The following is a 12,349-nucleotide window of genomic DNA, read 5'->3' as shown; positions in this document are numbered from 1 at the left end:
TTTTAATTGAATGGGCGCTCAGGATTTATTCCCCCTTCCACAGGAATGGATAGAACAGCTTCGGTTTCAACACGCGGACTGCTTCGAAAGACCAATCCGGCTTCTTTGCCGTAGTACAGCTGCAGTCGGCTACATATATTAGACAGAGCGTAACCTCCACTACCGTTCGGCTCCTTCAGCCAGGCATTGAGTTTCTCCGCATTCATGCCGGTTCCGTTATCGGTAACCCGGATGAGCAGTGTGTTTTTGGCTACTTCTACAGAGATCCGGATCACTCCCCCTCCCCTTAATTCCTTAAGGCCGTGCAGGATTGAGTTCTCCACCAAGGGCTGAATAATAATTTTCAACACAGGAAGCTCCAGCAGTTCCACTCCGGCATCAATTGTATAGTCAAACAACCCTTCATAACATTGCTGCTGAAGGTTTAGATACTGGCGGACATGTTCCAGTTCCTTGCCTAAGGTCGTAATTTCCTGCCCGTTGTTCAGTCCCAGCTGAAACAGTGCAGACAGCGAAATGACCATCTGTTTCACATCTTCATATTCATCCATCTCACATTTCCAGAAAATCGTGTTTAATGTGTTATATAAAAAATGAGGCTCGATCTGCGCCTGAAGCGCCTTGATCTCCGCTTTTCTCTTTTCTTTTTCTGTATCCTTGACTTCAGCAATCAACTCACCAATCCGGTCCAACATCTGGTTAAATTTGCGTCCCGCCTCCCCAATCTCATCCTGGAAAGGACTCTGGAAGCGTGCACTGAGATCCTCTTGCTCAACACGAGACATCGTCCGTTGCAGTTTCAGCAGCGGTCCCAGTAGCAAAGCGGACAGATACCTTGCAAGGAAAAGCGCGATGACGATACATGCCGCCATGATCATCAACACCAGCCATTGAATACTCCGAACAGGTTGCAGCAGTTCCTTTTTGGACAGGTAGCTGACCAACACCCAGTCTTTTGCGTACCCTGAACTGGCATAGCTGAGCAGCATTGGCCCATCCCCAGCAGAATATTCAAAATTACCCCGGTCTGCTTCCCTCAGTTTGTCCAAAAACACAGAGTCCCGAGACCATTCCGGACGTCTCCCGTCTCCGAAGACGCTTGTTCCCTCTTTATTGATCAGTAAAAAACGTGCGGAGCCAAGACTCCCGCCTCCACTTACAGTATCTTCAAGAATGTCCTCTTTTACATTAACGATCAAAAATAGATCAGGGACATAATTGTCTGTAAGCGGCTGCAAGACTAGGGAAATAACATGGTGTTTCCCGGCAAATAGCTCGTCCCGATGACTCTCTACCCAATTGGTTTCAGGTTTCTCCTTAATCCGTTGATACAGCGAAGATTCTAGAAATGGGGTCAAGGTTCTGCGCTGATTGCTGGTAGAGTAGAAATCCCCGTCCGGCGTACTGATCAAGATAGATTCAATGGAGTTTTCCGTCAACTCTACCTGCGTGAAGGGCGCTTGCAGCATAGAAAAATTGGCAAAAAAACGTTCCATATTATGAGCTTTAATATCCCGGATGGTCTGCTGATAAGCTTCGCTCAACATCATCGTGGAGGAAGCCACAATGATTTGCTTTAACTTCTGGTCCAGGACATTGATTGACTGATTCAGCACATTTTGATTTAACTCGACAGAGTTACGCTCCATCGCCCGAGAAGCGATGGAGTAAGCCAATAAACCGGTGACAGAAATACAGAATACCGTCAGTGCGGTAAAAGATAGCCATATTCTTTTCTTCAAAGAGGTACGATAAACCCAGGCCTTCAGCATGTATTCACATCCTTCTTGAATAACTGTCCGAAGCCCGCCCCGAATTTAGCCCTTTACAGAGCCAGCTGTCATCTGCATGAACGATTTATTAGCGAAAATATAGACAACAATCATTGGCAACATGGACAGACATGCACCCGCGAGCATCAATTGAGGTTGCGCCGCATCGCCGATACCATATTTTAGCCCCGCCAATCCTACGGTGAGTGTCTGTAATTTTGGCTGTGTCATGGTAAAAACCAGCGGCAGAATATATTCGTTCCATGCTCCGCGGAAGGTCCAGAGCGCCGTGACTCCAAGGGCGGGTGTCAGAAGCGGTAAGATAACTCGAAAGTATACGCTATAGAAATTACAGCCGTCAATAAAAGCAGCCTCATCCAGATCCTTCGGAATCGCTCGTACAAAACCAATCAACATAAAAAATGCCGTGGCATGCGCACTAATCAGAATAATAATGACACCCCATAACGATTTCTGTAGATTAAGCGCTACCATAAGGTCAAATTGCGGCCGAAGCACCACAGCACCGATCGAGATAAACAGCGTGCAGGACTGAATTACAACATATATACGTTTCCCGTAAAAATCGACTCTCGCTACCGCATATGCGGCCATCGTTCCAATGAATAGAGTGCCTAAGGTGGTAAAGATACTGATAAACACACTGTTCCATGTAAAGCGGGCAAAGTTAGCCGAATTCCAAGCCTGCGCGTAGTTTCCAATCTGCCATGACTTAGGCAGCAAGGTGGTTCCTGTCGTCAACTCCAGATTGGTCTTAAGGGATCCAAAAAAAGCCAGAATAATCGGAAACAACGCAAAAGCCGCCACTATAAGTAGAAAAATCCACAGCAAGGTCCGGGACAGCACCGCTCGGGTCTTGAAGGACCGGACAGGCTGGACCGAAGTGTTCTTCGTCTCCGCATGTAATGTACTCACTGTTCATTCTCCTCTCTTTTAATAGATATCATTTAGCTTTTTAGATACATAAAAGTAGACTAAGGTAATCAGACCTACAATAACTGCTGTGGCAAAACCAACCGCACTACCGTAGCCAAATTGCTGAATGCTTGTACCCCCACTGGATACAGGGAAGAACAGCTTATACAGGTACAGGTACATAACTTCCGTCTTGCCATAAGGACCGCCTTCGGTAAGCACCATAATACTCTCGTAGCCTTTTAGGGAGGCGGTAATAGCGAGCATAATGATCATTTGCAATACAGGTCCGAGCATGGGAACGGTGATGTTCCACATTTTTCTGAAAGGTCCAGCTCCATCTATAGATGCCGCCTCATAGAGATCCTCAGGAATGTTCTGTAAACCAGCGATAAAGAGCAGCATATAGTTACCGATAGCCCCCCATATCGCAATCATAATAGCTGTTAGTAAGGCATATTTCGGCCCTAGCCAATCTATCGGAGCGGAAATAATTCCAGAGCCGACCAATAGCTGGTTAACCATCCCATTGTATGAATTAAAGATAACGTAGAATACGATGGCCATAACCGAAGCACTGATTACGGTCGGCATAAAGTAAATCGCTCTTAGCAGCTGCCGCCCTTTCAAAGCACGATTGAGGACAACCGCCAGTAAAAATGATAATGGCAAGGTGATGAGCAGCTTGCCTCCAGCGTAGATAAAGGTGTTGACCACTGACTTCCAGAATTCCTGATCCCTTAATAAGCGCTCGAAATTCTCCAGCCCGATAAACAAGGGTTCGCCGAAACCCTGGTAATCATAGAACATGTACTTCAGAGCCCAAAAGATCGGATATACTCCAAAAACCAGCGTCAGAATCAAACTGGGAGCAACGAAGGTCCAGGCGTTAATTTGACGTTTTGATAAATTCATTTATTGTTCCTCCTGTCCATTGGACTAAGCTTATGTCCTTAATGATAATTCTATCCGTTCGTAACGGTTAGGGAGAAAGCGACTGCGCTTGGGGGAGAATTTCACTTTTTCAGTTGCTTTGTCCCCTTTCCTTCATTTGTTTATCTATCCCGTCCTTCGTAAAGCCACGTTTATACTAATTAAGAGAAAGCTCACCCACGAACCATGACTACTTTACAAGGAGGTTAGAACTACCGATGATTTCAGCATATGGTGGCGGTACACGCCCCTTCGGATGTTATACCGAAGGAGAGCTGGAGGGCATACGCCTTAGAATCGAACAGCTTCCCAAGGTCCGGCAAGAGTACGAAAGACAACAACAGCTGTCTGAACAATTTGCCAGCCGAGAAGCTGCTGCGCCCCTCCATAAACTCGGGGTGTTCCGGGTAGAACCCTTTGTTTTTAAAACCCCTCCCAGAACGGCCTTCCTCAAGCTTTCTGTACAGATTCGGGGAAAGGGCACGGCGCGCATCGGGGGCTTGCGTCTGACTCATTCGCAGCTTGGCTTGCCGGTTGAACTAGCGAATGGCGGTCTAGAATCTGGGATGCTGGGGTGGAGTCAAGACCGAGAAAACGGAAGCACAGTATATCTAGAGAAATTGGCCAGATGGCAGCAGGGTCTCCAGCCATCTGGTGTAACCCCATCTGGCGCTAGTCTGGCAGACGATTTGCAATGTATCTGCATCAGTAATGAGGAAGTGAAAGGATTGACAATCCTTCATTATGGAGAGACCATACCTGTATACGAAGGTGATCATTACAGCGTGCAGACGGTGCTCAGTCTGGAAGCTCCTCTAGGCGAAGGAATCTGCATCGGGGTCCATTTTCTAAATGCTGCGGGGCAGCCATTGGGAACTGAGCTGCTCTCCCCGCTTTTTAATCGGCCGACACTTACCAATTGGGCCTTCCTGCTGGAGGCTACGGGAGCGGACGCCAATATGTATATGACCACGGGTGAAAGTAAATTTGCGGTTCGAGCCAAGCAAAAGCTCCAGTACATGCTTGCCGATATGCGGGTAGGCATGGATATTTTCCGTAGAGACGGCTGGCATGACGATGATACTTACGGCGCGGTGCATATCGGGAGGGGGCTCGCTGCTGCTTCGGTAATCTACGATCAGATTGCTGGCAGCAGTGTATTCCTCACTGGAGAAGAAACCGAACTTCTCGCTCATTTCCGCTATATCGCAGACATGATGATGGATACCCACTACTACCGGTTTGATCTGGAGACCTTCCCAGATGAAAAGGGGGGAAAACGCAGTAATTGGAATGCCGACCGGGCAACCGGACTGGGTGTATATGCCCTCCTCTTTCCCAATGAAAAACAAAGTGAGGCATATCTTGATCATGCCCTCTCAGTCATCAACTGGCAGCTGGCAGAAGTGGTGGATTCAGACGGCGCATGGCCAGAAAATATTCGCTACCATGGCGCAGTATTGCATCGCTATTTTCTCTTCTTCCTCCTATTAAAGCGTTTGAAGGGCATTGATTATTTCAAGCATGAGAAGGTAAAGGGCATGTACCATTTCCTAATCGGAACAGTGACTGCACCAGATATTATTCAAGGCGGCTCTTCTGGCTCCCCCGTCCTGCTTACACCAGCGGTCGGCGATGCCAATGTGCAGGAAAAATGGTTTCGCCTGCTTGGATATGCGGCCCCATTCTATATGGACGAAGACCCCCAGCTTGCCGGGGAAATGCTCTGGACGTGGAAGCACGGCGGAGAACCGATTGAGGATAGTGGCGCATTTCCTCTGCCTCTGGTCGCGCTGTTATATCCACAGCCCGACTTAACAGAACAAAGGCCTGCACTCGACTCCGTACATTATCCCGATATCGGTTATGTCATCTTCCGCAACGGAGAACAGAACCTTCAGCATTATGCAATCTACGAGGCGTCTCCGCTGACTTATCACGCTCATCATGATGAAGGGCACTTCTCCATCTGGGCAGATGGTGTTCCAGTAACCCTTGATTCTGGAACGGGAGGTTACTATAACGGAGATCGGCATTGGTATGTGTCCAGCGCAGCTCATAATGTTGTTCAATTTACCGATTCATTCGGAAATTTTGCCAATGGCCCACTGCAAAGCACATGCAAGGAAGTGCGCTTTTCAGAAGAGTTAGATCATGCCAGCAGTCTTATTCCAGAGGCTAACGCCAGGGAATATGAGCGGAATTTCTTGTTTATTAAAGCAGGCTTTAACGTCTACTTGATATGGGATCGAATCGAGGGAGCATCGAACAGCGTCTGGAATCTGCATACACTCAGTACTGATGCAAGTATAATGGAGCAATCCATTGATGCAGCTTGCCTGAACGGCAAGCACCTAAGCGCTTATATCGCCGAACCAGAACTTCCAGTGATTACAATGGGAGAAGGCGCTGTAGCCGGGAATTATCCGCTGGCAGAGCAGCAACATTTTCGTGTTTATGGTGGTACAAGCGATTACGTCATTCTGCTTCATCCCCGGACAGAAGATGCTTCTTCACTACAGCTTGAACAGCTTGATTATGAAGAGGCTGTCGAAGGAGTACGCTTGTACAGGATATCCCGTACGGATGGAAAATGGTTTATCGCCGCCATCAACGGCACCAAGGAAGAACACCTTGTTACTGTTCCGGGTCTCGGACCGCTTAGGCTGCTCGGAGAATCTGAGTCAACATCCGGGCAACCTGAAGCAACCCAATTAAGAATTGAGGCAGGCAGAATTCACATCGCCATGCCCCGATAACTATATACAAGGAGGAAGATTAGAACATGAGCAATCTTGGAGTATGGGAACCAGCAGAACCGGGAGTTAAACGCTGTATCTTGAACGCTGCAGCCAGTCTGATGATGATGGAGGTTCATTTCGAAAAGGGAGCCGAGGGCTATGAGCATAGCCATCCTCACGAGCAGATGAGCTACTGTCTGCGTGGAAGCTTTGAATTTCGTATTGACGGCGAGAAGCATAAGGTAACCGCGGGGCAAAGTATTGCCATACCGCCAGATGCAAAGCACGGTGTAACCGCATTGGAAGCAGACTCTGCGCTGCTCGATGTCTTCACACCTATCCGCGAGGATCTGCTGAAACGCTAATAAATATATATCTGGCAGCAAAAAAAGGCCCAATCATTCCATTTCAGAGGGAATGATTGGGCTTCTGTTATTTTTCAGCTTGGTACCGTTCCACCTCAAGTGATGCTAATAACAATGGAGCGACGCCCATAGGCACATCCGACAATACGTCCTCAGAGATATAGTAATCGTATGAGCCATTACGGTCTTTGCTCAGACCCGCTCCATGACAGATCTGGTGCAAGTGCACACCTTGTTCATCCTCTTCAGTCAAATGCGTCAAAATGCCTTCATACCCTTGCAACATCGCCTCTATAAAAGAGGATTCCAGATAACCTAATCTTAGTCCCTTAGCCATCGCATAAACAAACATGCACGAGCCGGAAGCTTCAAGATAATTGCCTTTTCTCCCCGCTTGATCTAACACCTGGTACCAGAGGCCAGTCTCCTTGTCTTGAACCTCCAGAAGCGCGCCGCACATCCGCTGGAAAATGCCAATGATCGTCCCCCGCTGCGGATGAGTGAGCGGAAAATGCTCCAGGCAATCAACCACAGCCATCGCATACCAACCCATCGCCCGGCTCCAAAAATGAGAGGACAATCCGGTAGACGAGTCAGCCCATTCCTGCTCTTTGGATTCATCCCAGCCATGATAGAGCAGACCGGTCCGTGGATCACGGGTCCGCCGCTCAACCAGCAGCAGCTGATGCGCCGCTTCGTCAATCAGTTCAGGTCGTTGAAAAACCTTGCCGTATTCCGCTAGGAATGGCGATGCCATGTACAGCCCGTCCAGCCACATCTGGAAAGGGTATACCTTCTTATGCCAGAATCCCCCTTCGGAGGTGCGGGGATGTCCAATAAGCTGTGCGGCCAGCAAATGGGCTGCTTCAGCATACCGTTCTTCTCCGGTTTTCTGGTATAGCAAGAACAGGTTTTTCCCCTCGTTAATCTGGTCCAGATTGTATTCTTCCAGCCTGTAGGTACGGATGGAACCATCCTCTCCAATAAATGTGTCCATATGCCGCTCCATAAAGGAGACATACTCAGGCTGGTCGAGCTGAACACCCGCCCGGGCCATTGCCATCAGCAGCATGCCCGGAACATAAGCCCATCTTTCCAGCACATATTCATGCTCTCCCTGCTTGTTGCACCCTCCAAGAATCGTACTCGCGATTTTACTGGACAAGCGAACGGTTGTTGCTTCAGTTATAGACATCCTTATTCCTCCTTCGTTTGTCATCCATATGAAGTCTAATCTTATGCTCAGGTGAGCTGCTTGCGCAGCCAGGCAAAGGCTGGTTCACCATGAATCTCATGACCTCCGGTGAAGAAGTCCGCTTCTACCTGTCCGATATGATTCGCCGACCTGTAAATCGTCTGCAACTGGGTTAAAGCTAATTTTGTTCCGCGTGGGCCAAACAGATGATCGGTATCTCCCGATTCGAGGAACAGGCCACGAGGGGCAATGAGGCCCAGTAGGTCAGGCATCTCCGCTTCCAGCAAAATCCCTGGAATATAATTATCAAGGCAATGATTGCGTGTCAGAATACTGTCTGCGAAAGTATTGGCATACCCGCTTACGACCGCACAAGCGATTCGTTCGTCAAGTGCAGCTGTGAAGCCAGCCACCAGTCCCCCGCCGGAAATACCCATAATTCCAATTCGTTCATCCTTAACTTCTTTTCTTGTCTGCAAATAATCCAGTGCCCGCATGGTTTCGTAGATACGGTAGCCGGCCATCGTCTTCCCAACCATCAACAATGCGGATGACAGGCGGAAGCAGGAATTACGTCCAGGCTCCCCGCTTGTTAGGTCTTCTTCCAATCGTCTGTCCCCAAAGCCGAGCAGCTCTGGGGCTGCCACTACAAAGCCCTGTTTTACCAGTGAAACAGCGAAGTCTTTGTGCAGCCCGGGATCTCCCTGCCGATCCGATCCGTCCGGGTTCAAGCCTACGATCTCCCGGCTTCCATAGCCATGTCCATGAATGGCAAGAACGGCAGGAACAGGGGTAGAGAACGGCTGATCCGGGATCAAAAGATACAGCGGCATGCGCAACCCTTCATAGGTAGTTATCTCTATACGTTCACGGGTATACCCGGAGCAGACGGTTCGTTCCAGCAGAACCGGTTGCAGCTCCTCAGCTATTTCTGGAAAGCCACCTAACCGCTTCGTAAATGCTGCGCTAAGCTCATCACGCCATTGCTGAAAGGGTATGTCTTTGCTGAAAGCCGAGTTACGTTGTGCTGAACCAGCTAGTTCTTTCATGTATTGTTCCAGAGGCTCCATCCGAAGTGCTCCTTCCTTAATATCCTTCAGGATGCCAGCCATCAAGCACGGTCAGCACCCTATACTCCGCAGCTTCCTGTGGAATCAGCTGCCGCGACCATGCAGCTCTGGCTTCGGGATTGGCTCCCGGTCCACTGCTGCCATATTCTTCATAGCGGCTAGTTTCCTCCCTGTCCGGCTGCCCCCAATTATGCCAGCCTTCGCCGATAATCGAACTGTCTATGACCGTGCGGATAAAAGCCACATGTGCATAAGGGCGCCAAGGTCGGCCAAGATACACTTCACTTACACCTTGACCGCCAGTAATTTCACAATCGAGGAATACATAACCAAACGGTGCGCCTTCAGGCGTTGATGCGGCTGTTATATATCCTCTGGAACGTTTGTTATGCAGCCGGCAACGTTCAAACAAAGCCGTAGCCGCGCCAAAAATATAATCCACATCGCCTTCAATGTAACATTCGTTATAATATTGCTTTCCTTGCCCTGTATACAAAGTATCCTGATCACCCAGCAGGCGTACACGCCGGAATACAGCATGACCAGCATCAACAAAAGCAGCCACCGCCTGGCCAGTGCCGGGACCTGATGCATTTCGAATGGTCAGATTTTCAGCGGTGAAATGCTCAGCGAATACATTCAGGGTACCGGATTTGAACGTGCCAATCGGTTCTCCGTCCGGACCTAAAGTGTGCGCGTTGTCTGACCAGGTAATGATGGTGGAATTCGTGTCTTCCCCCAGTAGCAGAACCGGAGGCGTTCCCTGTTTCACTGTAATTTTTTCCTCGTAAATGCCGGGTTTAATACGAATCGTCACTTCTTCCTTGTGTTCCTGTGGAATTGAATCCAACGCTGCCTGTAGACTACTGAATCCTTCGTCGACACTCTTAGAGACTGTAATTAACATCTGCGGCTCCTTTCCTATCAACCTGAGTTTATTCTATAATAACCGTAACGCTTCGTAAGAGAAGAGGAGAATTATGACTAGCCTGACTAGCCCCAATCACAAATATCATATTGAAGAAGACCGCTACAGCATCCAGCATATGAAACGTAAAGGCATCACTGCTATGCCACGTCCCCACAGCCATGACTTAGCCGAGCTGTACTATCTGATACAAGGGGAGCGGGTATACTTTGTGGACGACCGAGTCATTACGGTTCATAAGGGTGAGCTTATTCTTATCTCCGGCCGGGAGCTTCATTCCACAGCAAGCTCGGAAGTAGCCGAGTTCGAGCGGATTCTGATCAACTATGATCCTGCTCTTCTACCGCCATCCCTGCAGAATGAAGCCATCTGGTTTCATGACCGCGGGTACCGCTTGTTCAAGCTGACCCTGCGCGAGCAGGACGAAGCGGAAATCCTAATGAACCGGATGCTGGAAGAATGCCGGTTGCAGCGCCCGTATTACGAAACCAGCGTAATCGCTTTATTCTCCGAGCTGATGATTCTCCTCCAGCGTTCAGAGAGTATCTCACAAGCTGGAGGGACGAAACATCCGCTCCATCATCTAGTAACGGATGTAGCCACCTATATCCGTGATCACTACCGTGAGGCCCTTACTCTGGAAGAGACTGCGAGTAATTTTTACATTAGTCCTTCATACTTGAGCCGGGTATTTCACCGATTGACGGGTTTTCACTTTCGGGAATACATCGTTCATGTCCGCGTAAGGGAAGCCGAACGGCTGCTTGTCGGATCTACAGGCAAAATCCAGGAGATCGCCTCCGCTGTCGGATTTGAACATCTTTCCCATTTCAATAAAACATTCAAAAAATCAACCGGTCTGACCCCGCTCCAATACCGAAAAGAAGCAAGGTCACACCCACGGAAGTTCAAGACGGATTTCCATCATCCATAGAATTTTTTATCTATCTGTAATCGTCAAATCTTCGGAATGAGTGAGCGTGACGTGGCTGCATCTATGCGCTGTTATCTTCGGCATTTGCGAAGTCTGCAACCGGATACGATCCAACGTGAGCCCCGTGGCATGCCGCAGCACAATTCCCCGATCACTCACTGCGTGGAATTTTTCGATGGTTAGATCAGCAAGCGGCATCTCCGGCAGCCCGTTAACCAGTAGAGCGGTTGCCGCACCATGGCACACAATATTCTTCAGGGTAATCTTCCGAAATTGCGGAGTTTCCTCTGTAACCGAAAATAACTGCTCGTCATACCCTTCCGATCCTTCAACCCCTGCATAGAACATATGAAAGGATACAGCCTCGTGGATGATGCCGGTCATGTTGATATTCTCCATTACAATATCCTCCACCACACCGCCTCTTCCCCGGGTGCTTTTGAACCGCAGGCCGATGTCCGTGCCGATGAACAGGCAGTCACTAACTCGAACTGCATGTACACCTCCGGACATCTCGCTGCCGATCACAACGCCTCCATGTCCGTGATATACCGTGCAATTCCGGATGGTAATATACTGGCAGGGCATTCCCCACTTACGGCCTTCCTCATCCTTGCCTGACTTGAGACAGATGGCGTCATCACCCACATCAAAGCTGCTGTACTCAACTAGAGCATGCGTGCAGGATTCCAAATCAAGGCCATCCCCGTTCTGCGAATACCAAGGATTACGTACCTGAACATTTCGTACGGTAATCTGCTCGCAACCAATGGGATGAAGACACCAAGCAGGTGAATTCTGGAAGGTCGGCCCTTCCAGCAGCACCCGCCGGCAATTGCGCAGGCTAAGCAACGTCGGACGAAGATACGTACGAGCAGGCAGATAAGCCTCCATACTAGTTTCTCCCTTGTCCCACAGCTTCCGGCAGAAGTCCTCACCTTCCATGGCTTCCCGGGAAGGCCACCATACTTCGCCCTGCGGATCAAGCACTCCTCCAGATTCGATCAAACGCTCCCATTGCTTCTCGGTCATCTTAAACCGCTTCACTGGGCGCCAGCCTTCGCCACTGCCGTCGAATATTCCCTCACCGGTTATTGCCACATCGCTTAAACCTTCTCCATCGAGCGGAGCCTGACAGCGCCAGCCGGCATTCCCCTCATAATGGGAAGAAAGTAACGGATACAAGGTATGATCAGGGTCAAACTGCACCAACGCTCCCTTGTCTACATACAGATTAATTCGACTACGTAAAGTAAGGGGTCCTGTGCGCCAGATGCCAGCGGGAATAACAACCTTTCCGCCTCCCGCCGAAGCGCAGGCATCCAGTGCAGCCTGAATAGCAGAGGTACATAGCGTTAATCCCCCCTCTTCTGCCCCATAATCCGTGATTGCAAAAGTCCGTTCGGGAATCTGGGGAAGCTCGGGAATCGGATACGTGTTAGTTACAAGATTGCTGCTCATTGAATTTCACCTCC

Annotated in this window: 10 protein-coding genes; 3 read left to right on the top strand and 7 right to left on the bottom strand. The window is 49.3% G+C overall.

The genetic code is table 11. The features are described 5' to 3' along the window. Positions 1-2: 2 nt before the first annotated feature. The 3 genes from MHI32_RS09210 to MHI32_RS09200 all read right to left on the bottom strand — a co-directional run bounded on the left by MHI32_RS09210 (position 3) and on the right by MHI32_RS09200 (position 3,623). A complete protein-coding gene (locus MHI32_RS09210) occupies positions 3-1,772 on the bottom strand; it encodes a sensor histidine kinase (protein ID WP_248547628.1) in 1,770 nt (589 codons plus the stop codon). Between the two features lie 45 nt (positions 1,773-1,817). Beyond that, on the bottom strand, positions 1,818-2,639 hold the full coding sequence (locus tag MHI32_RS09205; RefSeq protein WP_254847647.1) for a carbohydrate ABC transporter permease: 822 nt from the start codon (positions 2,637-2,639) through the stop codon (positions 1,818-1,820). Between the two features lie 87 nt (positions 2,640-2,726). After that, positions 2,727-3,623 carry a sugar ABC transporter permease gene (locus MHI32_RS09200; RefSeq protein WP_038569654.1) on the bottom strand — a complete coding sequence of 299 codons (897 nt, stop codon included), beginning with the start codon at positions 3,621-3,623 and terminating at the stop codon, positions 2,727-2,729. Between the two features lie 236 nt (positions 3,624-3,859). Between MHI32_RS09200 and MHI32_RS09195 the strand changes: the two genes are divergently transcribed. Together MHI32_RS09195 and MHI32_RS09190 are read left to right on the top strand one after the other, a co-directional pair. Further along, entirely contained in the window at positions 3,860-6,400 is a 2,541-nt protein-coding gene (locus tag MHI32_RS09195; protein ID WP_340012199.1) for a heparinase II/III family protein, read from the top strand. Between the two features lie 26 nt (positions 6,401-6,426). After that, positions 6,427-6,747 (top strand): cupin domain-containing protein, encoded by a 321-nt coding sequence (locus tag MHI32_RS09190; protein WP_036683993.1) that lies wholly within the window; start codon positions 6,427-6,429, stop codon positions 6,745-6,747. Positions 6,748-6,814: 67 nt separating this feature from the next. Here MHI32_RS09190 and MHI32_RS09185 read toward each other — a convergent pair whose 3' ends face one another. Genes MHI32_RS09185 through MHI32_RS09175 form a run of 3 tightly spaced genes read right to left on the bottom strand, consistent with a single transcriptional unit; the run spans position 6,815 to position 9,919 of the window. Then, entirely contained in the window at positions 6,815-7,942 is a 1,128-nt protein-coding gene (locus tag MHI32_RS09185; protein ID WP_076278570.1) for a glycoside hydrolase family 88 protein, read from the bottom strand. Between the two features lie 47 nt (positions 7,943-7,989). Beyond that, a complete protein-coding gene (locus MHI32_RS09180; RefSeq protein WP_340012706.1) occupies positions 7,990-9,054 on the bottom strand; it encodes an alpha/beta hydrolase family protein in 1,065 nt (354 codons plus the stop codon). Next, complete coding sequence (locus MHI32_RS09175) at positions 9,029-9,919, bottom strand: pectinesterase family protein (RefSeq protein WP_076191130.1); 891 nt, start codon at positions 9,917-9,919, stop codon at positions 9,029-9,031. Before MHI32_RS09175 ends, MHI32_RS09180 begins: the two co-directional genes overlap by 26 nt. A 73-nt stretch (positions 9,920-9,992) precedes the next feature. On the opposite strand from MHI32_RS09175, the gene MHI32_RS09170 reads away from it, so the two are divergent. After that, positions 9,993-10,874, top strand: a complete 882-nt coding sequence (locus MHI32_RS09170; RefSeq protein WP_076179655.1) for an AraC family transcriptional regulator — start codon at positions 9,993-9,995, stop codon at positions 10,872-10,874. A gap of 6 nt (positions 10,875-10,880) precedes the next feature. Here MHI32_RS09170 and MHI32_RS09165 read toward each other — a convergent pair whose 3' ends face one another. Further along, on the bottom strand, positions 10,881-12,335 hold the full coding sequence (locus MHI32_RS09165; RefSeq protein WP_340012197.1) for a glycoside hydrolase family 28 protein: 1,455 nt from the start codon (positions 12,333-12,335) through the stop codon (positions 10,881-10,883). Positions 12,336-12,349: the final 14 nt, after the last annotated feature.

The sequence above is a fragment of the Paenibacillus sp. FSL H7-0690 genome (genome assembly GCF_037980415.1).
GTDB classification, from domain to species: domain Bacteria; phylum Bacillota; class Bacilli; order Paenibacillales; family Paenibacillaceae; genus Paenibacillus_AQ; species Paenibacillus_AQ odorifer.
The sequence above is the reverse complement of the archived record's forward strand: the minus strand, read 5'-3'. Positions and strand labels throughout refer to the sequence as shown.

Excerpts from the sequence above, each read along its gene's own strand:
- MHI32_RS09200 (WP_038569654.1), bottom strand. The coding sequence starts at position 3,623 with ATGAATTTATCAAAACGTCAAATTAACGCCTGGACCTTCGTTGCTCCC.
- MHI32_RS09210 (WP_248547628.1), bottom strand. The coding sequence starts at position 1,772 with ATGCTGAAGGCCTGGGTTTATCGTACCTCTTTGAAGAAAAGAATATGG.
- MHI32_RS09190 (WP_036683993.1), top strand. The coding sequence starts at position 6,427 with ATGAGCAATCTTGGAGTATGGGAACCAGCAGAACCGGGAGTTAAACGC.
- MHI32_RS09165 (WP_340012197.1), bottom strand. The coding sequence starts at position 12,335 with ATGAGCAGCAATCTTGTAACTAACACGTATCCGATTCCCGAGCTTCCC.
- MHI32_RS09170 (WP_076179655.1), top strand. The coding sequence starts at position 9,993 with ATGACTAGCCTGACTAGCCCCAATCACAAATATCATATTGAAGAAGAC.
- MHI32_RS09180 (WP_340012706.1), bottom strand. The coding sequence starts at position 9,054 with ATGGCTGGCATCCTGAAGGATATTAAGGAAGGAGCACTTCGGATGGAG.
- MHI32_RS09185 (WP_076278570.1), bottom strand. The coding sequence starts at position 7,942 with ATGTCTATAACTGAAGCAACAACCGTTCGCTTGTCCAGTAAAATCGCG.
- MHI32_RS09195 (WP_340012199.1), top strand. The coding sequence starts at position 3,860 with ATGATTTCAGCATATGGTGGCGGTACACGCCCCTTCGGATGTTATACC.
- MHI32_RS09175 (WP_076191130.1), bottom strand. The coding sequence starts at position 9,919 with ATGTTAATTACAGTCTCTAAGAGTGTCGACGAAGGATTCAGTAGTCTA.